The 26490-nt window shown below is 69.9% G+C and carries 22 protein-coding genes; 5 read left to right on the top strand and 17 right to left on the bottom strand.

The genetic code is table 11. The annotated features are described in order from the left end of the window. Positions 1–27: 27 nt before the first annotated feature. A complete protein-coding gene (locus BLS97_RS16005) occupies positions 28–1095 on the bottom strand; it encodes a LacI family DNA-binding transcriptional regulator (protein WP_090477516.1) in 1068 nt (355 codons plus the stop codon). Positions 1096–1217: 122 nt separating this feature from the next. Here BLS97_RS16005 and BLS97_RS16000 point away from each other — a divergent pair, with 122 nt between their 5' ends. Genes BLS97_RS16000 through BLS97_RS15990 form a run of 3 tightly spaced genes read left to right on the top strand, consistent with a single transcriptional unit; the run spans position 1218 to position 4251 of the window. Further along, positions 1218–2873: a glycoside hydrolase family 13 protein gene (locus BLS97_RS16000; RefSeq protein WP_090477514.1), complete on the top strand. Its 1656-nt coding sequence runs from the start codon at positions 1218–1220 to the stop codon at positions 2871–2873. A gap of 51 nt (positions 2874–2924) precedes the next feature. Beyond that, positions 2925–3296, top strand: coding sequence for a GntR family transcriptional regulator (locus BLS97_RS15995; protein ID WP_197676212.1), 372 nt, complete (start codon positions 2925–2927; stop codon positions 3294–3296). Next, positions 3286–4251, top strand: a complete 966-nt coding sequence (locus BLS97_RS15990; RefSeq protein ID WP_090477512.1) for a D-2-hydroxyacid dehydrogenase family protein — start codon at positions 3286–3288, stop codon at positions 4249–4251. The genes BLS97_RS15995 and BLS97_RS15990 overlap by 11 nt, the downstream gene beginning before the upstream one ends. Here the strand turns inward: BLS97_RS15990 and BLS97_RS15985 are convergent. The 5 genes from BLS97_RS15985 to BLS97_RS15965 are packed head-to-tail and all read right to left on the bottom strand — an operon-like array spanning position 4248 to position 9518. Continuing rightward, entirely contained in the window at positions 4248–5282 is a 1035-nt protein-coding gene (locus BLS97_RS15985) for a Gfo/Idh/MocA family protein (RefSeq protein WP_090477510.1), read from the bottom strand. The two genes, BLS97_RS15990 and BLS97_RS15985, sit on opposite strands and share 4 nt — an antisense overlap. After that, positions 5279–6256 carry a Gfo/Idh/MocA family protein gene (locus BLS97_RS15980; RefSeq protein WP_090477508.1) on the bottom strand — a complete coding sequence of 326 codons (978 nt, stop codon included), beginning with the start codon at positions 6254–6256 and terminating at the stop codon, positions 5279–5281. The genes BLS97_RS15985 and BLS97_RS15980 overlap by 4 nt, the downstream gene beginning before the upstream one ends. A gap of 37 nt (positions 6257–6293) precedes the next feature. Beyond that, positions 6294–7118, bottom strand: coding sequence for a carbohydrate ABC transporter permease (locus tag BLS97_RS15975; protein ID WP_090477505.1), 825 nt, complete (start codon positions 7116–7118; stop codon positions 6294–6296). Further along, the gene (locus BLS97_RS15970; RefSeq protein WP_197676211.1) at positions 7115–8086 is read right to left on the bottom strand and encodes a carbohydrate ABC transporter permease; all 972 of its coding nucleotides are present in this window, start codon (positions 8084–8086) and stop codon (positions 7115–7117) included. Before BLS97_RS15970 ends, BLS97_RS15975 begins: the two co-directional genes overlap by 4 nt. 1 nt (position 8087) lies before the next feature. Beyond that, complete coding sequence (locus BLS97_RS15965; RefSeq protein ID WP_090477503.1) at positions 8088–9518, bottom strand: ABC transporter substrate-binding protein; 1431 nt, start codon at positions 9516–9518, stop codon at positions 8088–8090. Positions 9519–9701: 183 nt separating this feature from the next. Between BLS97_RS15965 and BLS97_RS15960 the strand changes: the two genes are divergently transcribed. Both BLS97_RS15960 and BLS97_RS15955 read left to right on the top strand, forming a co-directional pair. After that, positions 9702–10940, top strand: a complete 1239-nt coding sequence (locus tag BLS97_RS15960) for an ROK family transcriptional regulator (protein ID WP_090477500.1) — start codon at positions 9702–9704, stop codon at positions 10938–10940. Between the two features lie 46 nt (positions 10941–10986). Continuing rightward, entirely contained in the window at positions 10987–12312 is a 1326-nt protein-coding gene (locus tag BLS97_RS15955; protein WP_090477498.1) for a family 4 glycosyl hydrolase, read from the top strand. 13 nt (positions 12313–12325) lie between these two features. Here the strand turns inward: BLS97_RS15955 and BLS97_RS15950 are convergent, their stop codons facing one another. The 11 genes from BLS97_RS15950 to BLS97_RS15900 form a co-directional block, all read right to left on the bottom strand. Further along, positions 12326–13393, bottom strand: a complete 1068-nt coding sequence (locus tag BLS97_RS15950) for a carbohydrate kinase family protein (RefSeq protein WP_090477497.1) — start codon at positions 13391–13393, stop codon at positions 12326–12328. 75 nt (positions 13394–13468) lie between these two features. Continuing rightward, complete coding sequence (locus BLS97_RS15945; protein WP_090477496.1) at positions 13469–15118, bottom strand: alpha-amylase family protein; 1650 nt, start codon at positions 15116–15118, stop codon at positions 13469–13471. A 67-nt stretch (positions 15119–15185) separates the two neighbouring features. Next, positions 15186–17843: a S53 family peptidase gene (locus BLS97_RS23580; RefSeq protein WP_197676210.1), complete on the bottom strand. Its 2658-nt coding sequence runs from the start codon at positions 17841–17843 to the stop codon at positions 15186–15188. 327 nt (positions 17844–18170) lie between these two features. Then, positions 18171–19076, bottom strand: a complete 906-nt coding sequence (locus BLS97_RS15935; protein WP_090477495.1) for a MerR family transcriptional regulator — start codon at positions 19074–19076, stop codon at positions 18171–18173. Positions 19077–19212: 136 nt separating this feature from the next. Beyond that, complete coding sequence (locus BLS97_RS15930) at positions 19213–20448, bottom strand: MFS transporter (protein ID WP_090477494.1); 1236 nt, start codon at positions 20446–20448, stop codon at positions 19213–19215. 91 nt (positions 20449–20539) lie between these two features. Further along, positions 20540–21610 (bottom strand): phosphogluconate dehydrogenase (NAD(+)-dependent, decarboxylating), encoded by a 1071-nt coding sequence (gene gnd / locus BLS97_RS15925; protein ID WP_090477491.1) that lies wholly within the window; start codon positions 21608–21610, stop codon positions 20540–20542. Between the two features lie 140 nt (positions 21611–21750). Next, on the bottom strand, positions 21751–23214 hold the full coding sequence (locus BLS97_RS15920) for a putative nucleotidyltransferase substrate binding domain-containing protein (protein WP_157695472.1): 1464 nt from the start codon (positions 23212–23214) through the stop codon (positions 21751–21753). A 135-nt stretch (positions 23215–23349) separates the two neighbouring features. Further along, positions 23350–23652, bottom strand: coding sequence for a hypothetical protein (locus BLS97_RS15915; protein WP_090477485.1), 303 nt, complete (start codon positions 23650–23652; stop codon positions 23350–23352). Positions 23653–23735: 83 nt separating this feature from the next. After that, the gene (locus BLS97_RS15910; RefSeq protein WP_090477483.1) at positions 23736–24026 is read right to left on the bottom strand and encodes a hypothetical protein; all 291 of its coding nucleotides are present in this window, start codon (positions 24024–24026) and stop codon (positions 23736–23738) included. 232 nt (positions 24027–24258) lie between these two features. Continuing rightward, positions 24259–25419: an N-acetylglucosamine-6-phosphate deacetylase gene (locus BLS97_RS15905; protein ID WP_090477481.1), complete on the bottom strand. Its 1161-nt coding sequence runs from the start codon at positions 25417–25419 to the stop codon at positions 24259–24261. Then, positions 25416–26183, bottom strand: a complete 768-nt coding sequence (locus BLS97_RS15900; protein ID WP_197676209.1) for a 6-phosphogluconolactonase — start codon at positions 26181–26183, stop codon at positions 25416–25418. The genes BLS97_RS15905 and BLS97_RS15900 overlap by 4 nt, the downstream gene beginning before the upstream one ends. Positions 26184–26490: the final 307 nt, after the last annotated feature.

Here is a 26490-nt window from a genome sequence, read left to right as displayed (position 1 = left end):
CCCTGCGACCGCCCGCCGGGCCGGTGCTCAGCACCGCGGGGGCCCGCTGCTGGAACGCACCTTCACGTGGGTCGGCAGGACGCGGCGCCGCGACGGACCGCCGGCCCGACGGCTCAGGTACAACTCGCCGGCTATCCGGCCTTTGTCGGTCAGCGGCTGACTGACCGTGGTCAGCCCGGCCGCCGCCGCCTGGGGGATGTCGTCATAGCCGGTGACGGTGAGATCGCCGGGAATGTCGAGACCGCGGTCCCGGGCCGCCGCCAACGCGCCGATGGCCATGACATCCATCAGCACGCACACGGCCGTCAGGTCGGGCCGGCGGTCCATCAGCGCGTGGAGTGCGTCGGCTCCGGCCGCGTGAGTGTTCTCGGGACGTTCCTCGATGGGCAGGTCGTCCAGGCCGGCGGCGCCGAGCGCGTCGCGAAGCCCCTGGATACGGCTCCCATGGATCGACGCCGGCAGGTCGGCGCTGCTCCGGTGTTCCGCCGGTCCGGAATAGCGGGCCCCGCGCAGGCCGGCCGTGATCGCGCCGATCCGGCGGTGACCCTGCTCGATCAGCACCTCGGCCAGTTCCCGCGCGCCGGCGCGGTCGTCGGGTCCGACCCAGTCGACGGCATCGGTCGGCGCCGGCGTGTCGACCAGAACCGTCGGCAGCCGGCGGTCGAGGATGCGCTGCAGGTGTGGGTCGTCGGCGCGGACGGCATAGACGACGAACCCGTCGACCACGGCGGCGCGGACGGCGTCTGAGGCGTCTGAGTTCGATGTGGCCGAGATCAGGAGCAGGTTCTGCCCTGCTCCCTGGCAACTCGCCGCCAGCCCCTGCAGGAACGCCACCGCGGCCGGATCGGTGAAGGCCAGCGGAAGTTCCTCGGTGAGCAGCAGACCCAGGGTGTCGGTGCGGCCCCCGCGGCTGAGTTGACGGGCGGCCGGATCGGGGCCGGCGTACCCCTGCCGAGCGGCCTCGGCCAGCACCTTGGACCGGACCGTGTCCGACACCTTCTCGGGCCGGTTGAACGAGTTCGAAACGGTGGCCGTCGACACCCCGACGCGGACCGCCACCGTGGCCAATGAGGGACGCGCAACGTGACGGGGCATACCGACACCGTACCGAACATGGTTAATGGTTAACCAGGCGATCGGGATCGCGATTCAGACCGAAACCGCCATGAATATCGCATTTGACAACCGGTTTGACGAGGAGTGCATCAAACGCTTGAATGATCCGACCGCATCGTTCGACCGCTTCGAATCCGAGGATCGCCGTGACCACCGCGCAGCTGGACCCGACCGCCACCCCGGCCAAGACCGCCCCGTGGTGGCGCTCCGCGGTGATCTACCAGATCTATCCCCGCAGCTTCGCCGACGCGAACGGCGACGGGATGGGCGATCTCAACGGCGTCCGGTCCCGGCTCCCGTACCTGGCCGCGCTCGGGGTCGACGCGCTCTGGCTGAGCCCGTTCTACGCGTCCCCGCAAGCCGACGCGGGCTACGACGTGTCCGACTACCGAGATGTCGACCCGTCCTTCGGCACCCTGGACGACGCCCGCGCCCTGATCAGGGAGACGCACGAGCACCACCTCCGGATCGTGGTCGATCTGGTGCCCAACCACACCTCGGACCAGCATGTCTGGTTCCAGGCTGCGCTGGCCGCCCCTCCCGGCAGCGCCGAGCGCGCCCGCTACATCTTCCGGGAGGGCCGCGGACCGACCGGTGAGCTGCCGCCGAACAACTGGACGTCCAACTTCGGTGGCCCGGCCTGGACGCGCGTGCCCGACGGTTCGTGGTACCTGCACCTCTTCGCGCCGGAGCAGCCCGATCTGGATTGGACCAACCCCGAGGTGGTCGCCGAGTTCCAGAGCATCCTGCGGTTCTGGCTGGACCTCGGAGTCGACGGCTTCCGGATCGACGTGGCCCACGGTCTGGCGAAAGATCCGGCCTTGACGGACATCTCGGACAACGGCTATCTCCTGACGGCGGCCAGCAACGGGGATCACCCGTTCTGGGACCGCGACGAGGTGCACGACGTCTACCGCGGCTGGCGCGAGGTGATCGACGAGTACGGCGACGACCGGATCTTCGTCGCCGAGGCCTGGGTTCCGAATCCCGACCGATTCGCCCAGTACCTGCGGCCGGACGAACTGCACACCGCGTTCAACTTCAACTACCTGCAGGCCGGCTGGGACGCGGCGGCCACCCGGAAGGTGATCGACCAGACCCTGGGCGAGTTGCGCGACGTCGGAGCACCGGCCACCTGGGTGCTGTCCAACCACGACGTGGTGCGGCACGTCACCCGTTACGGCGGCGGTGATCTCGGTCGGCGCCGGGCCCGCGCGGCCACCGCGCTGATGTTGGCGTTGCCGGGCGGGGCGTACATCTACCAGGGCGAGGAACTCGGGTTGGAGGAAGTTCTGGACATTCCCGCGGAGCTACGTCAGGACCCGATCTTCGAGCAGACCAACGGGGAACGTCTCGGCCGCGACGGCTGCCGCGTGCCGCTGCCGTGGTCCGGAGCCTCTGCCCCGTTCGGGTTCGGCCCGACCGGCACACCGTGGCTGCCCCAGCCCGCGGACTGGGCCGCCGAGACAGCTGAGGCGGAGGAAGCCGATCCCGGTTCCAGCCTGTGGTTCTACCGGACCGCCCTTGCGCAGCGCCGGCGCAACCCGGCTCTGGGGGAGGGCGACCTGCGCTGGCTGGAGACGGCCGAGGGCGTCCTGGCCTTCCGGCGCGGAGCCGACTTCGCCTGCGTCATCAACTTCACCGACGCCCCCGTCGCGCTGCCGACCGAGTTGATCCGGGCCGCCGTCACGTTGGCCAGTTCCGCCGCCGATGAGGGTGTCGTGCCGGCTGCCACCGCCCTGTGGCTGACCATCTGACCGTGCGGTGACGCCACCCAGACCGAGCCGAATCGGCGCCGGTGACCCACAATGGCGGGCATGCCCAAGATCGCCATCGATGCCGCGTCATCCGTCCCGCCGTTCGAGCAGGTGCGCTCCCAGATCGCGGCCCAGATCCAATCCGGTCAGCTGCCGGTCGGCGCCAAGCTGCCCACGGTCCGTGCCCTGGCCACGCAACTCGGCCTGGCCGCCAACACCGTGGCTCGCGCCTTCGGCGAGCTCGAGCACGCCGGTCTGGTGCACACCCGCGGCCGGGCCGGCACCACGGTCAGCGGAGCGGGTGACACCGGCCGTGAGCGGGCCGCCGCAGCCGCCCGCGACTTCGCCGCCACGGTTCGCAGTCTCGGATTGAAGGACGAGGAAGCCATCAGCATCGTCCGGGCGGCGCTCGATGCCGGCTGACCGGCCGCCACGCTCGCGGGTGGCCGTCCTGGACGACTACCAGCAGGTGGCCGCCCGGTTCGCCGACTGGGCGGGTCTCGACGCCGACGTGACCTTCTTCGACCGGCCCATCGCCCAGTCCGACCTTCCGGCGGCCCTGGGTGAGTTCGACGTGATCGTGGCCATGCGAGAACGAACGCCGTTCCCGGCGACCGTGCTGCGGCAGCTCCCCCGGTTGCGACTGCTCGTCACGACCGGAGCGCGCAACGCCTCGATCGACCTGAAAGCCACTGCGGCGCTGGGCATCACGGTCTGTGCGACCGGGTACCTACCGAGTCCGGCGGCCGAACACACCTGGGCCCTGATCCTGGCCGCGGCGCGCCGGTTGCCCACCGAGTTCGCGGCCGTGGCCGCCGGCGGCTGGCAACAGACGGTCGGCATGGGCCTGGCCGGCCACACCCTTGGCCTCGCCGGTCTCGGCCGGCTCGGGAGTGCCGTGGCCCGGGTCGGCCTGGCCTTCGGGATGAACGTCATCGCCTGGAGCCAGCACCTCACCGTCGAGCGTGCGGCCGAGGTCGGTGTGGCCGCCGTGAGCAAGGAGCAGCTGCTGACCGACTCGGACGTGCTCTCGATCCACCTGGTGCTCAGCGCCCGCAGCCGGGGCTTGTTCGGTGCGGGCGAGCTCGCCTTGATGAAACCGTCGGCGATCCTGGTCAATACGTCGCGCGGCCCCATCGTCGACGAGCCGGCTCTGCTGGATGTGTTGCGGCGCAATGCCATTCGCGGCGCTGCGCTGGACGTCTTCGACATCGAGCCGCTGCCGGTCGATCATCCGTTCCGGACCCTGCCCAGCGTGGTGATGACCCCCCACCTGGGATACGTGGTCGACGATCAGTACCGCATCTTCTACGCCGACGCCGTCGAGGACATCGCCCGGTTCGCCGCCGGGTCGCCGGTGCGGGTGCTCGCCCTCTAGGTGCGGCCGGCCGGCGGCAGGGCGACCGGTCGGCCGGTGCGTACCGACTCCTGGGCGGCGGCCACGATCTCCAGGGTGCGGTAGCCCACCTCGCCGTCCGGCTGGGCGGGACGGCCCGAGCGCACCGCCGACAGGAACTCCTCGAGCATCAGCGCGTCCAGATCAGGTCCGAAATCGACCCAGGCCAGGCCGGCGGCGCGATCGTCGAACAGGTCGAAGCGTTCGGCGAAGGCATCGAAACCGGCCGAGGACCGTTCGCCGTCCAGGGTCAGCGTCAGGCCGCCCCATGCGGGAAAGCTGCGCGGAGCGCTCCAACTGCAGTCGATGCTGGCCACCGTCCCGTTCGCGTAGGTCACCAACACCAGTCCTCCGGTCTCCACCGGGACCGAATCGCCGTGGATGATCCGGTTGGCACACGCGTAGACCTCGACCGCCTGACTCCCCAGCACGTCGTCCAGCAGGTCGGCCAGATGCACGGTGTGGTCCATCAGCGCTCCACCCCCGGCCAGTTCCGGATCCACGAACCACCGGCGACTGTCGATCGGGGCCTGCCCGTTGTTGGTACCGGTGGCCAGGACGATCTTGCCGAGCGCGCCGGTGGCCACGGCCTCGCGGAGAGCGATCCAGGCCGGGTGGAACCGCACCGGATAGGCCGTCATCAGAGCCACCCCGGCGCGCGCGCAGGCCTCGATCATCGCTCGCGCATCGACCGGGGTGGTGGCCAGGGGCTTCTCGCACAACACCGAGACACCATGGGAGGCCGCCAGTTCGACCAGGGGGCGGTGCCGGGACGTCTCCGCGCAGACCACCACTGCCGCCGGCCCCCACGCGAACAACTCCTCGTAGGAGTCCACGATCGGAACCCCGAGCTCAGCCGCCAGATCCCGCCCCCGCCGCTCCTCGGCCGGAGCTGACCCGGCATCGGGATCGGCGACCAGCAGTTCCACCCCCGGCCACTGCCGGAGGAGGCGCGCGTATCCGGCCGCGTGAACGTGCGCCAGCGACATCAATCCCACCCGGAGTGGCGTCATGCGGTCATCTCCCGCGGGTCGACCGGATCCCCGGTCCGGACGGATACCGTAGCGGCCAGGGCGATGTCGAGGGCAGCCAGCGAGTCGGCCGCACTGACCCGAGGCGCCGGGCCGCCGGCGAAGGCGGCCGCGAACTCGGCCAGTTCGGTCCGGTACGGCGAGACGCCGTTGGTCTCGGGCAGCAACGCGCCGCCACCCCGGCCCGGCTCCTGGTCGTCAAACCTCAGGCTCGGGCGGTCGGCACTGGAGTATCGGATCAGGCCGGCCGCACCGGCCAGCGCGAAGGACGTTCGGAACGGTTCGTTCGGGCGCCCCCATCCCCCCAGCACGTGGCTCAGCGCTCCGTCGGCGTGGGTCAGCACGACCAACCCGATGATGGGCGATCCGTTGCCGCCCAACTGTTTCGCCTGCACCGCCACGACCTCTCCGGCGATCCATCGGGCGAAGTCGAAATCGTGGATCATCTGGTCGACCATCAAACCTCCGGACAATGCCGGGTCGGCGAACCAGGGCGCCACCGGGGTCGCCCCGCGACGGGTGAAGCGCAGTACCGCCGGTGTGCCGATCCGGCCCGCCAGGACCGACTCGCGGGCGGCCGCGTAGGCCGGGAAGAACCGCACCACCTGCCCGGGATAGAGCTGTACGCCGGCCGATCGGCACGCCTCGATCATGGCCACCGCGCGAGAGTGGCTCAGCGCCAACGGCTTCTCGCAGACCACGTGACGACCGGCGGCCGCCGCGGCCAGGACGAGCTCGTCGTGCACCGCCGTCGGTGCACAGACGTCGACGATCTCGCTCCCGTCGATCAGCTCCTGAAGGCTCCGACAGGCTCTGGCCCCGTACTGGGCGGCCACGGCCGGCGCGTTGCCGTCGGTGGAGAAGACCAGGGCCTGGTACCCGAGGTCGGCCCAGGCCTGCAGATGGGGATGCGCGATGCCACCGGCACCGACCACACCGACGGTTGTGCGATTCACCGAACTCCTGCCTGGGACCGAGCGAAATGAGGAATGGTCAACCCTTCAGCGCGCCCTGCAGCATGCCGCCGATGAACTTTCGCTGGAACACCATGTAGACCAGGAAGATCGGGAGCAGGACGATGATGGTGCCCGCGCACAACACCGGGACGTTGCTGGAGTACTGACCGACGAAGAAGCCCAGACCGGCCGGGGCCGTGCGCTTGTCGGGATCCTGAATCAGGATCAGCACGAGCAGGAATTGGTTCCACGACCACATGAAGAACAGCACGGCCATCGTCGACAGCGATGGGCCGGCCAGCGGCAACAGCACGCTTTGCAGGATCCGGCGTGGCGACGCCCCGTCCAACTGGGCCGCCTCGATGAGTTCCTTCGGGGTCGCCCGGAAGTGGGTTCGCATCCAGAACACGCCGAACGGCATGAACAGCGCCGATTCCGATGCGATGACCCCCCAGTAGGAATCGGTGAGGCCGATGCCGCGCAGGTCGAAGTACAGCGGGATGACGATCAACTCGACCGGGAGGGTCAGTCCGACCAGGAAGAACGAGAAGATGACCCGTCCGGCCGGCACCCGCAGCACTCCGAGGGCGTAGCCGGCCAGGGTCGACAGCAGCACCGAGATCGGCACCACCGCCACTGCGATGATCAGGCTGTTCACCAACAAGTGCCCGAAGCCCGCCGTGGTCCAGGCCTCGGCGAAGGCGTCGAGGCGAAAACTCGACGGCCAACTGATCCCGGCCACCAATGCTCCGGACGGCTGGAAGGAGGCCAGGATGATGCTGACGAAGGGCAGCAACGTGGTCAGCGCCATGCCGATGAGCAGTACGTACCCCGCGACGGATTCGGTGCGGGTCGCTTTCATTCGTCGTCCCGGACGGAGACCAGCCGGTTGATGATGAGTACCACGATCAGGATCAGGACGGTCAGGGTGACCGCGAGGGCGGAGGCCTGGCCGACCTGGCCGTCGGTGAAGGCCAACCGGTACACCAGCAGCCCCGGCACCGTGGTGGTGTCACCGGGGGCGCCGTTGGTGGACACGTAGATGATGTCGAAGCTGGCCAGAGCGGCGATCGTGGTGACGGTGAGCGCCACCGCGATCTCGCCGCGCAGTGCAGGCAGGGTGACTGCCCGGAACTCACGGAGCGCACCGGCCCCGTCCAGCCGCGCCGCTTCGTACAGATTCGGCTCGACCTTCTGAGCGCCGCTGACGAAGAGCATCGTGCACAGTCCCGACAACGCCCAGGTGCCGATCAGACCTACCGCGAACAGGGCCAGGTCGAAATCACCCAACCAGGCCCGGGTGATCCCACCCAGCCCGATCGCGCGCAGGATCTGGTTGACCGCGCCGTCCTGGGTGTACATCCAGCGCCACGTGATGCCCACGGCGACCAGCGGCACGATCTGGGGCAGGAAGAAGATCACCCGGAAAAGTGACATCCCGGGCCGCCGGAACCGGGCCAGCACCGCGGTCAGGGCGAGCCCGAGCAGGATCGGCAGGCCGGCGAAGAACAGGACGAGGACGAATGCGTGCTCGACCGCCCCGCGGAGGGCGTCGCTGGTGAAGACGGCCTCGTAGTTGGACAGCCCGGCCCAGGTCGCCAGCGTCACGCCGTCCCAGGTGAAGAGCGAGATGTAGACCGTGTGCAGCGCCGGGATGATCACGAACAGGCCGTAGAGCAGGAACGCCGGCGCGATGTACAGCAACGCCGACCAACTCGGTCCGCGCAGCCGCGACCGCCCCGCGGGCGCCTCCTTCCAGGACCTGGTGCTGGCGTCGGCGTCGCGCGGAACCCGGCCGGCCACCGACAGCGGACGCGGTGCGGAGGTCACGTCACTTACCGTGGTAGGCGGTCCACACCGTTTGCAGCGACTGCAGGAAGTCCTGCGCCTGCATACGCCCGGCGATCACCGACTGCAGGCCCGACTCCAGCGAGTCGAGCATCGCCGGCGCCGCGAAATCGGGGAACGGGATCAGGCCGTCGGCTGCCACCACCGCCTGGTTGGCCTTCTTCAGGTCGCCCTTCACCCCGGTCGCGGCCGGGGCGGCCGAGGCATTGGGCGGCAGGAATCCACCCTTGTCCTCGATCACCGATGCCTCCGGGCTCTGCAGGAAGTTCAGGAAGGCGGCCGCCGCCTCCGGGTGCTTGGACTTGGCCGAGATCGAATAGGAGACGCTGAAGCCGTTGCCGACGGCCTGTCCGCCGGCCTTGGCCGGAGGCATCACCTCGAACCCGACGTTGGCGCCCATCGCCTTGTCCAGTTGCGCGGCGGCCCAGTTGCCGTTGATGTGGAAGACGCTGGCTCCCTTGGAGAATGCCGTGGCCGAGTCGTTCTCGCCGGTTCCGTTGGCCGCGGCCGGAAAGTACCCGGCTTTCGCCCAGTCGGCGAACGTCTGCGTGGCCTTGACCGCCTCCGGCGTGACGATGTTGCTGCCCGCCTTTCCGTCGATCCAGTTCTTCTGGGCCGTGACGTCCGTACTGACGTTCATCAGGGACGCCCACACGTGCAATCCGCCGGTGTCCAAGGCACCCACCGAGATCGGAGTGATGCCGGCCGCCTTCGCCTTCGCCAGGTCAGCCTCCAGATCGGTCAGAGTGGCCGGCGGCGCCGAGACCCCGGACTTGGCCAGCAGTTGTTTGTTGTAGTACAGCCCCACCAGGGAGAGGCCGCCGGGTACCGCGATCAGCGCACCGGTGCCGAGGATCTTGCCGCTCGGGTCCACTCGCAACTCGTCCAGGGCCGACTTCGGAAAGGTCTTGTCCCAGCCATAGGCCGTCTCGTAGGCCGACAGATCTCGGATCAGGCCGGCGGCGACGAACGTGTCGAACGCCGCGTTGTACTGCGCCAGGTCAGGCGCGCTGTCCGAGCTCATCGCGAGCTTCAAGGACTTCACGTAGTCGTTGAACTGGGTGTACTGGCTGGTGATGGTGACCTGGGGGTACTTCTTCTCGAAGGCCGCGATCAATTCCTTCGTCATGTCCGGGCTGTCGGTGAAGGCCAGCTTCAATTCGACCTTCTCGGACGGGACCGCCGTGTTCACCGTGCTGCCGGCCCCGGCCCCGGCCGACCCGGAAGCCACCGGGGCACCAGTGGCGGACGCGCCGGCCGAGACGACCGGGCCGGCTCCCGTCGCCGAGGAACTCGAGCTGGAGGCGCTGCTGCCCGGGGTCAGGGAACTGCAGCCGGCCAACGCCAGACCGGCAGCCGCACCGAGAACGAGAAGACGGCGGCGGCCCCGCGGCATTGAAGGAAACGAGCTCATCGTTGACTACCCCTTCGAACGGTCGGCCAGATGTTCCAGGCGATGTACGAGCGTTGGTCTGACCCAAGCAGCCGCGTCATGACCTGTCAAGGGATAAAGGTGGGGAGTCTGACTTAATAGAGGTTCTCTCTGAATGCTGTTGCCGCATTGGATTGTTGCCGACCATGACATACCGTTACAGTCGTGACGGCAACCGGACCGACCGTGCGCACCCGGGATTCCCCGGCCCTTGTCGGGGTGACCACCTCTGGGCGCGGGCTGTTGTCCTCCTCCGATGTCGGGAGCGCCAACCGGGCGCGGCTCCTGCAGTCCCTCGTCGACGACGGCCCGGCCTCGCGCGCCGAGTTGGCCCGCCGGATCAAGGTGCCGCGGGCCACGATCAGCTCGATCGTTTCCGGCCTCCTCGACTCCGGTGTCCTGATCGAGGAGGAGCCGCAGCCGCCGGTCGACGGCATCGGGAAGCCACCGCGTCCGCTCTGGTTCGCCCCGGATGCGCTCCAGTGCGGAGCCATCTCGGTCAGCCGCGGTGCGGTGGACGTCGCTGTGGTCAACGCACGGGGTGAGATCCTCTCGCGCCGGCGCGTGCCGATCGCACCGGACGGTCGGACGGCCGAGCTGGATCGGCAGATCCTGGCGGCGGCCAGCGCGGCTCTGGCCGATTTCCGGGGGCGGTTGAGCGGGATCGGCCTCACCGTGCCCGCCCTGTGCGACAGCCGGACGTCGGCGGTCGTGGCCTGCACCCCCGTTCCGGGACTGGTTGGTACCCGGTTGCCGCAGCTGCTGGCGGAGCGGTTCGGCGTCCCCTGCGTGCTCGAGCAGGACGTGCGGGCGTTCGCCGTCGGCGAGAAGTGGTTCGGACAGGCGCGCGGCGTGCGGGATTTCGCCGCCTTGCAGTTCGGCGTCGGCGTGGGGGCCGGAGTGATGCTGCTCGGTCACCTGGTGTCCGGCCGGGACGGCCACACCGTGCAGCTCGGCCACACCTGCGTCGATCCGGCCGGACGGCCCTGCTCCTGCGGACTACGTGGCTGCTGGGAGACCCTGACCAGCAGCCACTGGCTGCGGTCCGAGGCGGTGCTCCGCGGTATCCCCGGGGGGCGGGACACCACCCCGAAGCGGCTGGCCGGGCGGGCCGCCGCCGGCGACCAGCTCGCAGCGAGCCTGCTGGCCGACTTCAGCGACAACATCGCGATCGGCATCGCCAACCTGGTCCAGCTGCTCTCGTTGCAACTCTTCATCATCCACGGTGACGTGGTGCACGCCGGCGAGTCGTTCCGGGCGCACCTGCAGGCCAGCGTGCTGCAACGGTGCATGCCGGCCCTGGCCCACGGCGTACGGGTCGAGTTCTCCGAACTCGACCAGGATTCCGGTCTGCTCGGTGCGGCCGCCACCGTCCTCACCCGCGAGTTGGGCGTCACCCTCTGACCCAACCGGACCGCACACGTCACCGGCGCCGGATACCCTCCAGAGCATGCGACTGGTGATCCTCGGCGGCGGCGGATTCCGAGTTCCCCTGGTCTACCGGGCTCTGACCAGGCGGCCCGAGCTGGGTATCGACGAGGTGATTCTGTACGACGTCGACCGGCATCGCCTCGACGTCATAGCGCAGGTCCTGCAACCAGTTCCGGGCCTGCACGTGCACAGCACGGATTCGCTGCCCGATGCGCTGGCCGGGGCCGACATCGTCTTCTCGGCCATGCGGGTGGGCGGCGCCGCCGGTCGGGTGCGGGACGAGCGCCGGGCGCTGGAGCGCGGGCTTCTCGGCCAGGAGACGGTGGGCGCCGGCGGGCTGGCCTTCGGGCTGCGGACCTTGCCGATCGCTCTGGAGGCCGCCGCGATCCAGCGCGAACTGGCCCCCGATTCGTGGCTGATCAACTTCACCAACCCGGCCGGGCTGATCACCCAGGCGCTGTCCGGTGTCCTCGGCGGCCGAGTGATCGGCATCTGCGACTCCCCCATCGGACTCGTCCGCCGCGCCTGCCGGGCGCTGGGGGTACCGCCCGACGAAGTGCGTTTCGACTACGCCGGTATCAATCACCTCGGCTGGCTCACCTCGCTGCGTCACCGCGGCACCGATCTTCTCCCCGACCTCATCGGCGACGAAGCCCGACTCAACACGACCGAGGAGGGCCGGCTGTTCGGCTCCGGCCTGCTGCGCGCGCTCGGGGCCGTTCCGAACGAGTACCTGTACTTCTACTACGCGGCCCGGGAGATCACCGCCGCGCTGAGTGCCGGACGGACGCGCGGCGAGGTGATCCTCGGTCAACAGAACGACTTCTACACGCGCGCCGCTGCCGGGAATGCCGTTGCCCTCTGGGAGCAGGCCCGGCGCCATCGGGAGGAGAGCTACCTGGCCGAGGCGCGGACGCAGGACCGGGACGAGAGCGACCTGTCCGGAGGGGGCTACGAAGAGGTCGCTCTCGACCTGGCCGCGGCCCTGACCACCGGACGACCGGCCGAGATGATCGTGAACGCGGCCAACGGGGACGCCTTTCACCAGTTTCCGGAATCGATGGTTCTCGAAACTCGTTGCACCGTCGACGCTTTCGGCGCCACTGTGATACCCGGCCCCGATCTGCCGCTGCATCAGCTGGGTCTGGTGGCCGCCGTGCGCGCCGCCGAGAACGCCGTCATCCAGGCCGCGGCCACCGGCGACCGCGACGCCGCCGTCCATGGGTTCGCCATCCACCCACTCATCGGCTCCCGGGATGTGGCGTCGTCCCTGGTCGATTCGGTCGTGGCCGACGAGTCGACGGTGGCGGCGCTGTTCGCCGGACGAACCGGGACGTCCGGCTGAGCGGACCGGCCGGTCAGGCGTCCGAGAGCCGCGCGATGGTGGCGATGGCCCGTCGCAGCGATATCGCGGGGTGGCTGGGCAATTCGTCGGCCAGGAAGCCGTAGCTGTTGGCCAGCACGGCGGCCGACCGGGAACCGCCGGCCGCCGCCTGCCGGACCCCACCCAGCCAGTCGGCCAGGTCACCCCACCCGGGCGCGGCCAGGGAACCGCCGACCTGCTGCACCGACAGGGCCGCACAGAGATTGGCGAAGGCCATCCGGTTGCGCAACGGCCATTCGCGCAGCGTCCCGAGGATGAACGCCGCATCGAACACGTCCCCGGCTCCGGTCGCGTCGACCGCGTTCACCGGCAGCGACGGCACCCATTCCTCCTCGTTGGTGATCGAGTCGATGCCGATGGCGCCCTGCCCGCCGCAGGTGACCACCACCACCGGCACCAGCTCGGCCAGATCGAGCAGGGCCGCCCGCGGGTCCTCCGTCCTGGTGTAGGCCATCGCCTCGGTGCTGTTGGGCATGAAGGCGTAGAGGTCGGTCAGACCGGCCAGCCGGTCCGGGTGCCATTCCCCGCTCGGATCCCAACCGACGTCGCCGAACAGTTTGGCCCCCTTGGCCTTCGCCTGACCGGACCATGTCTCGGTCGCCCCGCCGAGGCTGACCACCCCCACCTTCGTGCTCGGTGCCTCGACGATCAGATCCGATACCGGGATCGGCGAATCATGGGCGTGCGTGACCATGGCTCGGTCACGTTGCACGGCGAGCGACACCGTCACCGGTGAATGCCAGTCGGCGACCCGCTGGGAATGGGTCAGATCGACGCCCTCCTGGATCAGCGTGCGCCACAGGAAATCGCCGTAGACGTCGTCGCCGAAGGTCGAAGCCAGGCCCGTTCGCAGCCCGAGGCGACTGGCCGCGATGGCCAGGTTCGCGATGCCGCCAGGACAGGAACCCATTCCCTCCGCATGGATCTCGGTGCCCGGGACGGGCTGGGACGGCAACCCGGTGAGCACCATGTCGAAGAACGTGGTGCCCTGCATGAAGACGTCGAGGGCCGGCTCGGCGGGCGAGCCAATGGAATCGTGCATCTCCTCAGCCTTGCACGAAACGCGCCCCCGCGACCAGCGCGACCGACCGAGTGGGCGCGGGGGGCCGAGGTCGCGTCACATCGAGCGGCCGTGGCGTAGACGGATCCAGCGGTATCCCAGCCCGTTGAGTTCGAGCCGGCGCAATTGGGCGGTCGGTCGCCGGTAGGGGCCGTCGGCGAACATCTCCCACGGTCGGTCGGTGCCTTCCTGCGGCCCGATGTCCACCACCACCGGCGCGTCACCCAGGTTGTGCAGCAGCACCATCGAACCTTCCGGGGCGTCGAACCGATGCACCAGAACCGCGGGCACGGACGGCACGTCGAGCACCGACCAGGTTCCGACCCCGATCTCCGGGCATTCCCGCACGGTGGAGATCAGCTGCTCGAACCAGCGCAGCAGCGAATCGGGGTCCCGTTGCAACGCACGGACGTTCACGCGGCGCGCGCCGTACGCTCCGGTCATGGTCACCGGCGCCACCAGAGGATCCACCGCCGTCGAGAAACCGCCCGATGGGCCGTCGTCCCACTGCATCGGGGTTCGGATCGCGTCCCGGCCGGGCAACGAGAGATCGTCGCCCATGCCGATCTCCTCGCCGTAGCGCAGTACCGGCGTGCCCGGCATGGAGAACTGCAGCGAGTAGGCGAGCTCGATCCGGCGGCGATTCCCTCCGAGCATGGGGGCCAGCCGACGGCGGATCCCGCGTCCGTAGAGCTGCATGTCGGGCTTCGGGGCAAACGCCTTGAACACGTCGCTCCGCTGCTCGTCGGTCAGCCGGCTCAGATCGAGCTCGTCGTGGTTGCGCAGGAACGACGCCCACTGGGCCATGTCCTGCAGCGGCGGGAGGGCGCTCAGCGATTCGATGATCGGTTCCGCACTCTTCCGGGCCAGAGCCAGCCACAGCCGGGCGTTGAGCAGGAAGGAGAACAGCATGTGAGCGCGGTCATTGGGCCCCTCGGCCGTGCTTCCGGTGTACTTGTCGATCTCCCCCGGGCCGACGTTGGCCTCGCAGAGCAGGATCGCCTCGCCCGAGCGCCACTGCACGTTCTGCCGCCAGTCGTCCAGGATCGAGAAGTCCAGCGTGGTGGGCTGCCCGGCGTTCACCAGTTCCAGCACGAACGGCGCGGCGTCGATGCGGAATCCGGACACACCCATCTGCAACCAGAAGGACATCACTTTCCGGATCTCGGCCCGCACGGCCGGGTTGCTCCAGTTCAGGTCGGGCTGGAAGTCGTAGAAGCGGTGGAAGAACCACTCCCCCGCTTCCTCGTCCCAGCTCCAGGTTTCGGTCTGCTCCCCTGGAAACACGATGCCCTGACGCCGATCCGCCGGCTCCTGCTCGCTCCAGATGTACCAGTCCCGGTAGGGCGACGTCCGGCTGGACCGGGCCGAGCGGAACCACGGGTGCTGGTCCGACGTGTGGTTGACGACCAGATCGATGATGATCCGGATCCCGCGTTCGCTGGCCTGGAACGTGAGCTCGGCGAAATCACCCAGGTCGCCGATCCGCGGATCGACGTTGTAGTAGTCGCTGACGTCGTACCCCTGGTCCCGCTGCGGCGACGGATGCACCGGGTTCAGCCACAGGCAGGAGACGCCCAATCGCGACAGATAGTCGAGCCGTCCGATCAATCCGGGCAGGTCACCGCAGCCGTCCCCGTCCGAATCGGCGAACATGTCCACCTGGATGCAGTAGACGACCGCTTCCTTGTACCAGCGTCCCGACATGCGACGGACCTCCTCGACCGAACCCGACGAACCACGACGTCCTCCGGGGATCACCCCAGAGCGCGGGTCAGGACCGGAAGTATCCCGCCACGTCGGCGACCAGGTCCGTCTGCCCCCCGGTGACGACGCCCATGTCCACCACACCGGTCGAGCTGACCTGGCTCATCGACATGTTGGCCACCGTCTGACCTCGGTAGAAGTTCAAGTTGGACGTGGCCGGCACGATCGAAAGATCATCGGAGAAGACCGTGACGTAGCCGGCGGCCGTCGGGCTCACCGCCAGCATGTTGAGGAAGACGGCCGCGACCCCGCTGGTCGGCACGCCCCCCCGGCCGGTGATCTGCGCCGGCAGGATCTGCCCGCCGAGCAGCGGCGAGGAGTACCCGCCGTTGCCGGTCCGGGTGTCCACCACCCGCGACGGGGTCAACGCGACGAACGAGCCGCTGACCGACGGCGAGGCCGACTTGAGGTAGTACCCGGCGACGTCCAGGATGACGTCGGCACCGCCACCGCCCATGTAGAGCTGGATCTTCCCGTCGTTACCGACCGGGACCACCGCCATGTTGGACATCGTCACGCCGGTCGCGAAGTTGACGTTCGATGCCACCGGTCGGATCGGCTTGGTCGGCGAGCCGCTGGGAAACAGGGTGATGAACCCGGACGACGCGGCGTTGACCACGGTGGCGGTCACGACCACGGCGGACAGGCCGGACGTCGGCAGGTTTCCGCGACCGGCGATCTGAACACTGAGCGTGGTTCCGGGGACGACTTTCTGCTTGGCCGCCCCGATGCCGGTCCGGCTGTCCAGGATCCGCGACGGCGTCACCGGCTTGTAACTGCCGGTGACGCTGGGCGCTCCCTGGACGTAGTAACCGAACACGTCGGCCACCACGTGGGTGGACAGGTTCGTGAACAGGTTAACCGTGCCGTCGGCACCGACCGGAGCCGTGACCAGACTGGAGCTGTCGATGTTGGCCCGGTAGTTGAGGTTCGAGGTTCCCGGCCGGGTGGTCCCGCCGGCGTAGACCGTCAGATATCCGGCCCCGCTCTCCTGGGTCACCGTAACGTTGAGCAGCACGGTGGAGACGCCGGTGAGGGGCACCCCGCCGCGTCCGAGCACCTTGAGGTTGACCACTCCGGGACCGGCCACCTTTCCCTTCGGGGCACCGAGCCCGCTGCGGGTGTCCAGGAGCCGGGACGGTCCCACCGAGGCGAACGTCCCGGCCACCGCCACGCGCCAGGTGAAGACCGCCGTACTGGTCGCCGAGTTCGCCGTGGCCGTCACCCGCACGGTGCTCGTCCCCAGGGTGGTCGGTGCGCCGGTCACGATGCCGCCCGAGCTCATGGTCAGACCGGCGGGCAGGCCCACCGCCTGGTAGGTGATCGTCGCCCCCACCGCCGATGCCGTCGCCGTGACCGTCAGGTTGACCGCAGCACCGACCGTCGAGACCTGGGTGTCCGGATTGACCATGGTGACCGACTCCGCGGGCGCGGTGAACGCCGCGGTTCCGTTGGGCGTGCCCAACCCCGTCGGGCCGTCCCAGCCGAAACCTGCGGTGCACAGCGGGGCGGCGGAGCAGTTGCCGTTGACTCCGGTCGTCACGTCGTTGAGGGCGGAGCTCTGGGCGTACAGGCTGGACGCCGGCGCGGCGGCCGGCGTGCCGGCCAAGGCGTAGGTGGACGCGATGATCGGCGCCGCGGCGCTGGTCCCCCCGTAGATGTCCCAGGCGCCGTTCACGTACACGGCGACGCCGGTCTGCGGGTCGGCGACCGCCGAGACGTCGTTGATGGCCCGGTTGGTGCACGTCGACCCGGCGACGATCTGCTGCCAGGCCGGCTTCGGGGTGTAAGCCGAACACCCTGAACCCGTGCCGTCACCGTAACCCGCCCCCCAGGTCGTCTCGGTCCATCCCCGGGCAGTTGAGGAATCAGAGACCAATCGGGTCCCGCCGACGCCGACCACGTTCCGCGAGGACGCCGGGTAGCTGGTGCCGTCGCCATAGCCGAAGTCACCGGAGGAGGCCACGTAGGCGACGCCCGTCGCGGCGAAGAACTGGTGGTCGTAGCTCCCCTGGCCGCTGAATTCGGATCCGCCCCAGCTCATCGAGACGTACTTCGCGCCGAGGGTGGTGGCCTGCTGGACCGCCAGGAACAGGTTGTCGGAGTCGTCGTTGGCCTGGATCAGGGTGATCTGACAGTACGGGCAGGTGGCCGACACCATGTCCAGGTCGAGGGCCGTCTCCTGGACCCAGCCGGAGCTTCCGGCCGGCGGCGGTTGGGGGTCCCCGTCCTGGTTGAGGATCTGCAGGCAGCCACTCGCCGTCGTGCAGGGGCGCAAGCCGTACTGCGCGCGGTAGGCGGCCAGGTCGGCCTCGGCCCCGGCGTAGCCGAACGCATCGATGACGAAGACGCGGGCCCTCGGGTCGGCGGGGGCCGCCGGCAGGTTGTAGGCCCCCTGGATCTGCGCCGGCCCGAATCCGGGTGGCGCGTCGCTCGGCCGGAGCCCCTTCACGTGGGCATTGGTACGGCGGAGCGCCAAGCAGGCGTACTGGCCGACCCTGGGCTTGGTGGTGCAGACGGGCGCGTAGTCCACGGCCGGAGCACTCGTACCGGTGGCCGTGGCTCTGGTTCCAGGCACCGGCGGGGTGGCCGTCGCGGGCACCGTCCCGAGCACGGTGAGAACCGCGACCATGAGGATCAGGCCGAGCCGTCGGGCATGCTTCATGTCCAGTTCCTCCGAGGTGTTCGACCATCACGTTGCCCCGCGAAAGTTGCGGGGCAACGGCCGGGAGAGGTGGACGGTTCGTGCACCACCAGCCCTGCGCGATCGTCCCACAGCCAGATTTCGATTCGGTCGTGCTTCCCACCGGCCTCGGGTTTTCACTCTCCCGGGCCGATGCGAACCCGGCATCACGATGCGTCACCGTCTGGACCAGCCGCGCAATCGCTCCGACGCCGCCCGCCGTCGATCAGTTGCGACGGCTGGTGGCCGGATACTCGGCCACCGGGTCGGACCGCGGGTTCGGTCGAGCGGATATCCGTCAGACGGCCGTCACGATCGGAGGTGGTCGGCGAGCAGGGCGGCGGCGTCCTGGAGACGGGTGCCCAGATACACGCCGGGCAGCTGAGCGCGACTGCGCGGAGTGCTGAACGCGTTGCCCGCGTAGAACACCGGTATACGGAGGTCGTGCACGGCGGCGATGGAGGCGAGCGCCCGGCGCCGGCCGGTGGGCAGATGGGCGACCACCACCACGCCCGCGGCCGCGGCCGCCCGCGCCGAGGTGACCAGGGAGTCGGTGGACGTCCGGGCGCCGAGCACTCGGCACGGCCAGCCATTTTCGCGCATCAGCAGGGCCAGCGCCTCGAGTCCGATGGTGTGCAGGTCTCCCGGGCCGCAGGCCAGGATCAGCGGATTGGACATCACCGGGGGCGGGGCGAAGGCCATCCGCTTGTCCAGCCAGGAGCGGGCCGCCTCGGTGGTGAGATGCTCCTGATCGACGTCACACCGCCCGGTCTGCCACCACTGCCCGATCTGCCGCATCGCCGGCAGCAACACCTCGTCGACCGCCGGTCCGGTGCCGAGCAGGTCGGCCGCGCGGCTGAGCTCGTTCCGGATCCCTTTGGGGTCGGAGCGATCGGAGGCGGCCAGCACGCTCTGGATCAGCTCGCCGGCCGGTCCCTCGACGCCGAGCAGCGCCCGGACCGACCGCGCGGCCAGGCTGGCCCGGGTGCCCCGGGCAATCTCGTCACGCATGAGTCGGAGGGCGTGCATCTCGGCCGCCGTGTACCGCCGGTGCTTGCCGGAGACTCGATCCGACTCGGGAATGCCGTACCGCAGTTCCCACGACCGCAACGTTGGCATCGGGACGCGGAGCAACTTCGACGCCTGGGCAATCGACACGGCGCCGGAGGACACCCCTTCGGGTTCGCCGGCGGCGAGCTGATCGGACACGCTCATGAGGGCAACCTCTTTCCACCTGTGCTTGCCTCAACAGTGCCCGATCTCCGGGTTGCTCAACCGAGTGCATCTATGCAGACGGCGTCGGTCAGTGCAGAGTCTGGACGGGCCGGTCGGTCCTCCTCGGGCCCGAAGATCACGCCGGGGCGTACTCCAGCGGCACCTGCAGCCGGTACCGCGCCCGAACGGCCAGGCCGCAACTGAGCACGACGGCCAGCACCGCCGCCGCGAACGAGGCCGCTACCCCCAACGAGTCGATCAGCACGCCGGCCACGGCGGTGCCGGCGGCCCCGCCGGTGGTGTTCGACGTCGTCAGCCAGGCCTGCGCTTCGTTGTGCCGGCCGGACGGGGCCGCCCGGTCGACGACGGTCTGCAGCATGATCAGCGCCGGGGCGATGGCCAGGCCGGCCAGGAACAGCAGCGGCATCAGGCTCCACAGCGGCGGCCGCCCGGCCGAGATCAATGCCGGAACGGGGGCCAGGCCCAGGGCGAACAACCCGAGTGCGAACGGCAACCGTCGGTGCTCGCGGTCCTGACTCGACCGTGCCCCGTAGACCAGGCCGCCGACCACACTGGCTCCGGCGATACAGGCGAACAGAAGTCCGAGCTCACCTTGGTGACCCAGTACCTGACGCGCGGTCGCGGCCAGTGACGTGTCGATGACGCCGAACCCGATCGACATCAGGGCACTGACCCCCAGGATCAGGACCAACGTCGGCGACACCAGTGCGGGCCGGTCACTCGCGGTCCGCTCCCCGGGCACGGCAAGGCGTTCCGGTCGTCGTCGGGCCGGTTCGGTGGAGCAGTACAGGGCGCCACCAACGGCCAGTAGTCCGGCGCTGACCAGCAGCGGCACGGCCGGCGGAGTGATCACCACCAGCAGGGACAGGATCAACGGACCGCCGACGAACAACGATTCGACGGCCACCGCGTCCAACGCGTAGCCGGCGCGACGGTCCGGGCCGTCGGGCAACACCATCCGCCAGGTCGACCGCATGGCCGCACTGAACGGCGGAAAGGTCACGCCGGCCAGGGTCGCGAGTGTCACCAGGGCGGGATTGCCGGCGCCCTGCACCGCCCCGATGGACAACGCCGCCAGCAGGGCCGCGCTGGCCAGCACGATCGGCAGGATGATCCTGGCCTGGCCGAGGCGATCCATCAGTCGCCCCCAGATCGGAGCGCCGATCGCGATGCCGACCGCGAACGCTCCGGTCACGACCCCCGCGATGCCGTACGAGCCACGCACGTGCTGGATCAGCACCACCATGCCCAGCGGCGCCATGGCGATGGGCAGCCGGGCGACGACGGTGGCGGCGAAAGGCCACGCGGCCGGCCCGTGCCGGAGCACTCCGAGATACGTCGCAAGACCCATACCCGCCACCGTTTCACGGCCGGAGCCGGAGACGGAAACCGGCCGGACCCTTGCTGGCCCGGCCGGCCGTCAGGACGAAGGCGCAGCGGCCCTAGCCCTTCTTCGCCTGCACCTGGTCCGACTTGGCCGAGCCCGCCTCGAGGGAGTCACCGGCCGGCAGTTCGTTGTGACCGCCGAACTGTTGACGCATGGCCGACAGCACCTGGTTCGCGAAGTGGTCCTCGCCCCGGGAGGCGAACCGTTCGAACAGCGACGCGGCCAGAACCGGGACCGGAACGCCGATGTCGATGGCGGCCTTGACCGTCCAGCGACCCTCACCGGAGTCCGAGACACGGCCGGCCAGACCGTCGAGCGTCGGGTTGGCCTGCAGCGCCGCGGCGGTCAGGTCGAGCAACCAGGACGAGACCACCGATCCCCGGCGCCACAACTCGGCGACCTTCGGGGTGTCGACGTTGAACTGGTAGTACTCCGGCTCCTCCAGTGGAGCCACCTCGGCCGAGTGCTCGGCCGAACGGATGCCGGCGTCGGCGTTGTCCAGGATGTTGAGACCCTCGGCGAAGGCGGCCATGATCCCGTACTCGATGCCGTTGTGCACCATCTTGACGAAGTGTCCCGCGCCCGAGGGTCCGCAGTGCAGGTAGCCCTGCTCCTCCGGCGCCAGCTCGCCCGTGCGGCCCGGGGTGCGCTCGATCTCACCCGCTCCGGGGGCGATCGTCTTCAGGATCGGCTCGATCGTCGCGATGGCCGAATCGTCGCCTCCAACCATCAGGCAGTAGCCCCGCTCGAGACCGAAAACGCCGCCGCTGGTACCGATGTCGACGTAGTGGATGCCCTTCTCCCGCAGTTTCGCGGCCCGCCGCACGTCGTCGCGGTAGTTGGAGTTGCCGCCGTCGATGATGATGTCGCCCTCGTCGAGCAGGGCGGAGAGCTTCTCGACGGTGGCCCCGGTGATACCGGCCGGGATCATCACCCAGGCCACCCGGGGCTTCTCCAGCTTGGCGACGAATTCCTCGAGGGTCGGAGTGCCCGTCGCCCCTTCGCCCTCGAGGGCAGCGATCGAATCAGCACTGACGTCGTAGACCACGCAGTCGTGTCCATCGCGCATGAGCCGGCGCACGATATTGGCCCCCATACGACCCAGGCCGATCATTCCGAGCTGCATAAATAGGACTCCCTCTGACGTGCTGCAGGCAGCGCTGGCCACCGCAGCGGGCGATGCTGACTCAGACAGGCTAGGCCCTGCCGATCAACATTCCGTTTCCGGTGGGTGGACCGGACCCGTCGGGCAATGCGGACGCCCGTTCACCGGATGCGGCCGGGACCGTCACTCAGAAGGCGGGCCTGCACCTCGGAGATCGACCGGAAGGCGTCCCGGACGTACCGACGCGTCAACGGGTCGAGAGTCTTCGGATCGACGTGGTGGTCCAGGTCGGGCCGACCGGCGCGGATGGATTCCACCTCGCGCCGCAGCAGCAATGCGTAGATCTCGTCGAAGGACCCGACGAGGGCCTCCACCTCGTCGGCGGTGAAGATCCCGGCCTCCTGTCCCCGGCGCAGCCGGTCCACGGTGCTCCCGCGGCCATCCCCGGTGAGCACCGCGGCCCACCGACCCAACGAGGAGATCGGTAACAGCCCACCGCGTTTGAGGTCCACCTGACCTCGGTGGACCCCGGAGTGCTCGAGCACGAAATCCTTCACCAGACCGGTCGGGGGTTTGCTCGACACGGTGAATCGCAGCAGCGGGTCCAGGAATTCTCTGGACCGGGCCACCTCGAGCAGAGCGTCGAGCACCCGGCGGCCCAGTCCCAGGTTGGTCAGCGGACGGCTGTCGGCGATCATCGAGGTCAACAGCAGGGAACGGCCCCCGGACGGCTGAGAGATCCATCTCGGCGCCGCCGCCGTCCAATCGCTCACCGACCGGCTGAACAGCGGATTGGACGCGTTGGCCCCGTCGACGCAGCGCCGCAGACCGCAGGTCTCCAGGTCGACGATGATCTGTTCGGCCACGCCCCGCAGCAGCTCACCCGGCGCGCGCCCCTCGGTCGGGTCGGCCCACACCAGGGCGGTGTCCACGTCCGACAGCGGCAGTGGTTCCCGGCGCGCCAACGATCCCAGGACCAGGAACGAGGTCTGACCCCGGTGGTCGAGCTCGGACGCGTGGAAGGTCAGCAGCCGCTGCAGGACCGATTCGGTGACCGCGGCCAGGAGCCCGCCGATCTGCCGGGCCGGCACGCCGGTGTCGAACAGCTCGACCGCGGTGCCGCCGATCATCCGCGTCGCGTCGGCCAGTTCGGCCACGGTGGCCGACGCGCGGATCGCGTCCCGCACCAGCAAAGGGTCCCTGACCTCACCGGCCGTCATGTCGGTGAGCCGGACCACCCCGGACGGTGAGCCGTCCGCGCCGGTGACGACCAGATGGTGGACGTCCCGGTGCAGCATGGTGAGGAACGCGGTGGCCACGCCCGTGCCCTCCGGCACGCTGATGGCCGGAAACGTGGCCAGCCGGACGATGTGGTCGGAGGCCGCGACGTGTCCGGTGGCCAGGCCCCGGCGGAAGTCGCTGTCGGTCACGATGCCGAATCCGTGCCGGGCGGCCACCAGGGCACAGGACTGCCCGGCCTCGGTGATGTACCGGGCGGTGTCGGCGATCGTGGCATCGGGGCGGACCTGGACCACCGACCGGGCGAAACGGGCGACCGCTCCGCGGCTGTCGTCCAGGAGCCCGGGCCGGGTCAGACCGGACGGGACCATGCTGTCCTGCGGCAACGGGGATCCTCGCTCGCGCTCGGTGGGCGCCCGCGATGCCGGTGGCCCGGTCAACTCGCGCCGGTCAACTGAGGCCGCAACCGCGCCCGGCGGCGCGCGGCCCGGGCCGGAGATGCGCCAGCGGACCAGCGACGCTCAGTTGTAGCGGTGGTTCTTCTCGGAGTGGCCGGCCGGACGGCGGCAGCTGCGGTTGTTCATGCTCCGGTGCCCGCACAGGGCCTCCTCGTCCGCGACCGGGCCGGACCCGACCGCCTGATCGGTGTCGACCGCCCGGTCGGTCTCGCCGCCCTGATCGGTCTCCGGCGCGGACGTCCCGACGGCGGTCGCCTTCTTCCGCGCAGCCGGGATCGGACGCGAGGCCGTGGCGGTGCTCGTGGGAGCCAACCGGGCGGCGTACCGCGCCTCCCGCATGGCCTGCATCGCGTCGACTTTGCTCATGCCGACACCATAGAGCCTGACACCGACACGTCCGGTCGACCTGGCCGCCCGGCCGGAAGGCGGGACGTCGGCGGAGCTGGCGATCAGAACGACGAGCGGTCGAGGCCCCGGACCGTCGCCCGCCGGGCCCGGCGGGTGGCCAGGCCGATCAGGCGGCGCAGCGGCGCCACCGAGCCGACCAGGGCCGCACCGACCACGACGAGCCGCCACATGGTCGGCTCCGGGAACACGAGGTAGGACAGGACGACCCCGGTCGCCAGGGCCAGCAGCGCTCCCACCGTTGCCGTGGTGAGCAGCAGCACTGCGGCCACGTCAGGCCGCCGGTCCGTCGGCCGGTGGCCGACCGTCGTACGGCGCTCGTGGGTGGTGGTCATGTCAAGATCCTCCGGAACAGGCGGGCTGCGGTCGTCCGGACCGCTCGGGGTCCGTCACGTGGTCAGGAGCAGTCCTTCGCGGTACTGATACCGCCCCTGCTCACCGCGTTTCGACGGCGGTTGCGCCGATGCGGTTCCCTGACCGAACAAACGAACCGGACCAACCGGACCGAACAGACCGACCCGACCGGCTCGGCGGCTCGTCCCGGCCGCGCCGCCCCTGGGCGATGGGTCAGCGGTCGGCTTCGACCCGGCCGAACATCAGCTCCCCGCCGACCCAGGTCTGCCGTAGCCGGAGCCCTTCGCCGGGCCGATGGTCGAACCGGATCAGGTCGGCCGGCTCCCCCTCCCGCAGGCCCGAACGTCCGACGAACCGACCGGGATTGGTGCTGCCGAGCTGGAGCACCTGGGCCAGGGTCAGATCGGCCATCCGGATCGCCGACCCGAGGTCGTCGAGCAGGCCGCGGGCGGCTCCGGCCAGAAACCCGGTGTCGACGCTGGTCAGCCGGCCCTCCGCATCCAGGATGACGTCGCCGCCGACCGGGGTCCGGTAGCGGCCGGGGGCCACCCCGGCCAGCGCAACGGCGTCCGAGACGAGCACTGATCCCCCGATGCCCTTCGCTCTCAGCATCACCCGCAACGTGTCGGCCGGCAGATGGTGACCGTCAGCGATGAATCCGGCGGTGAGGCGGTCCTCGGCCAGCTGGGTCCAGAGGTAGTTGGGGTGACGGGGCAACACGGCATGGGCACCGTTGCCGAGATGGGTGGACAGGGTCGCCCCGGCATCCACCACCCGGCGGATCTGATCCGGCGTGGCGTGGGTGTGGCCGATGGCGACGTGCACGCCTCGGTCGACGAGCGCCCTGGTGTAGTCGGCGGCCTGCGGGTAGTGCGGCGACAGCGTCACCATCCCGATCAGGTCACCGGCTCCGGCCTGCCAGTCGTCGAACTCCTCGAGCGAGGGCGGCCGGATGAACCGGGCATCGTGCACTCCGCGCGGACCGTCCTGATCGGAAAGGTGCGGACCCTCCAGATGCACGTACGGAACGCTGTGCCGGGTCAACGGATCCTGCGATCGGGCCTGCGCGATCACCCGCAGGCCGGCCGCCGTGCGCTCGTGGTCGGCCGTGATCAGGGTGGGCAGCCAGGTCGTCACCCCGGCGGCGAACATCAGCCGGCCCAGGCGGTGCACCTGGTCCACCGTGAGGTCGGCCGCGTTGACGTCAAGGCCGCCGAATCCGTTCACCTGGAGATCCACCAAGCCGGCCGACAGGTACGGACCGTCCGTGGCCGGCCCGTGGCGCACCGCGGCGATCCGGCCGTCGGTCACGGTCACCTCCAGCCGGCGTCCGCTGCTCGGATCGCGGCCGGAGATCTGCGCCGTGCTGCTCATCGATCAGGCACGCGCTCGGGCGGCAGTTGCGACGCCGACGCCTCGTCGAGATAGAGCGTGCAGTCCGGATGGGTTCTCAGCACGGTGGCCGGGCACGGTGCGCCGACCGGCTCGCTCAGCGCCCGCCGCACGGCTGTGCTCTTGTGTGCACCCGGCACGACGCAGAACAGCCGGTCGGCGCGGAGCAGGCGGGGCAGGGTGAGAGTGACCGCGGTCCGTGGGACGGCGTCCAGGGTGTCGAAGCAACCGTCGTCCACCTGTTGCTGACGGCAGGCCAGGTCGAGCTCGACCACCTTCACATCCAGCGGGTCGTCCGGATCGGCCACCGGCGGATCGTTGAACGCCAGGTGGCCGTTGACACCGATTCCGAGCACGACGGCGTCGATCGGAGCTTGCGCCAGCAGGTCGGCGTACCGCGCGGCGGCGGCGGCCGGGTGCTCGCCCGGCGCGAGCAGTTCGACCCGTCCGGGGCGGGCCGGCGAGAACAGGTTGAGCGTCAACCAGTTCCCGAAACCCGCCGGCGCGTCCACCGGCAAGCCGACGTACTCGTCCATGTGGAAGGCGGTCACGGCGTCCCAGGGCACGTCGAGTTCGAGTAGCGCGGAGAGCATCGTCGACTGGCTGGGCGCGGCGGCGAACACCACTCGCGCGGCCCCTTTTGCGGCGACCACGTCGCGCAGGTGGGCGGCGACGTCGAAGGCCGCGCACCGGCCGAGAGCGGCGGCATCCGGGAACCGCAGGACACGCAGAGCAGGTTCGTTCACCCGGCCAGCCTCGCACGGCCGGTCCGCGGCCTTTCGCCGGGCCGGGCCGGAAACGCGGCGCCGGTAGAATGTGACGGCCGGGAGCCACCGGTCGTCGTGCCTGGCGCCGGGGTGGAGACGGTTTAACCTTGACCTAGGGCCCGCCAGCCCCGTCGACCCACCGCAACAGAGCAGGAGCAACATATGAGTGCCACCGATTCCCAGCCGATCGCCGGGACGGTGTGGTCACCCGATCTCATGGCTCACCCGGCGCCGGGCACCGTGCCGCCGGCTCTGACCGATCCGGCACCGGCGGCCGGGGGGCGGC

Source organism: Nakamurella panacisegetis (assembly GCF_900104535.1).
Taxonomy (GTDB): Bacteria; Actinomycetota; Actinomycetes; order Mycobacteriales; family Nakamurellaceae; genus Nakamurella; species Nakamurella panacisegetis.
The sequence above is the reverse complement of the archived record's forward strand: the minus strand, read 5'-3'. Positions and strand labels throughout refer to the sequence as shown.

Excerpts from the sequence above, each read along its gene's own strand:
- BLS97_RS16005 (WP_090477516.1), bottom strand. The coding sequence starts at position 1,095 with ATGCCCCGTCACGTTGCGCGTCCCTCATTGGCCACGGTGGCGGTCCGC.
- BLS97_RS16000 (WP_090477514.1), top strand. The coding sequence starts at position 1,218 with ATGATCCGACCGCATCGTTCGACCGCTTCGAATCCGAGGATCGCCGTG.
- BLS97_RS15995 (WP_197676212.1), top strand. The coding sequence starts at position 2,925 with ATGGCGGGCATGCCCAAGATCGCCATCGATGCCGCGTCATCCGTCCCG.
- BLS97_RS15990 (WP_090477512.1), top strand. The coding sequence starts at position 3,286 with ATGCCGGCTGACCGGCCGCCACGCTCGCGGGTGGCCGTCCTGGACGAC.
- BLS97_RS15985 (WP_090477510.1), bottom strand. The coding sequence starts at position 5,282 with ATGACGCCACTCCGGGTGGGATTGATGTCGCTGGCGCACGTTCACGCG.
- BLS97_RS15975 (WP_090477505.1), bottom strand. The coding sequence starts at position 7,118 with ATGAAAGCGACCCGCACCGAATCCGTCGCGGGGTACGTACTGCTCATC.
- BLS97_RS15965 (WP_090477503.1), bottom strand. The coding sequence starts at position 9,518 with ATGAGCTCGTTTCCTTCAATGCCGCGGGGCCGCCGCCGTCTTCTCGTT.
- BLS97_RS15955 (WP_090477498.1), top strand. The coding sequence starts at position 10,987 with ATGCGACTGGTGATCCTCGGCGGCGGCGGATTCCGAGTTCCCCTGGTC.
- BLS97_RS15950 (WP_090477497.1), bottom strand. The coding sequence starts at position 13,393 with ATGCACGATTCCATTGGCTCGCCCGCCGAGCCGGCCCTCGACGTCTTC.
- BLS97_RS15945 (WP_090477496.1), bottom strand. The coding sequence starts at position 15,118 with ATGTCGGGACGCTGGTACAAGGAAGCGGTCGTCTACTGCATCCAGGTG.
- BLS97_RS23580 (WP_197676210.1), bottom strand. The coding sequence starts at position 17,843 with ATGAAGCATGCCCGACGGCTCGGCCTGATCCTCATGGTCGCGGTTCTC.
- BLS97_RS15935 (WP_090477495.1), bottom strand. The coding sequence starts at position 19,076 with ATGAGCGTGTCCGATCAGCTCGCCGCCGGCGAACCCGAAGGGGTGTCC.
- BLS97_RS15930 (WP_090477494.1), bottom strand. The coding sequence starts at position 20,448 with ATGGGTCTTGCGACGTATCTCGGAGTGCTCCGGCACGGGCCGGCCGCG.
- gnd (WP_090477491.1), bottom strand. The coding sequence starts at position 21,610 with ATGCAGCTCGGAATGATCGGCCTGGGTCGTATGGGGGCCAATATCGTG.
- BLS97_RS15915 (WP_090477485.1), bottom strand. The coding sequence starts at position 23,652 with ATGAGCAAAGTCGACGCGATGCAGGCCATGCGGGAGGCGCGGTACGCC.
- BLS97_RS15910 (WP_090477483.1), bottom strand. The coding sequence starts at position 24,026 with ATGACCACCACCCACGAGCGCCGTACGACGGTCGGCCACCGGCCGACG.
- BLS97_RS15905 (WP_090477481.1), bottom strand. The coding sequence starts at position 25,419 with ATGAGCAGCACGGCGCAGATCTCCGGCCGCGATCCGAGCAGCGGACGC.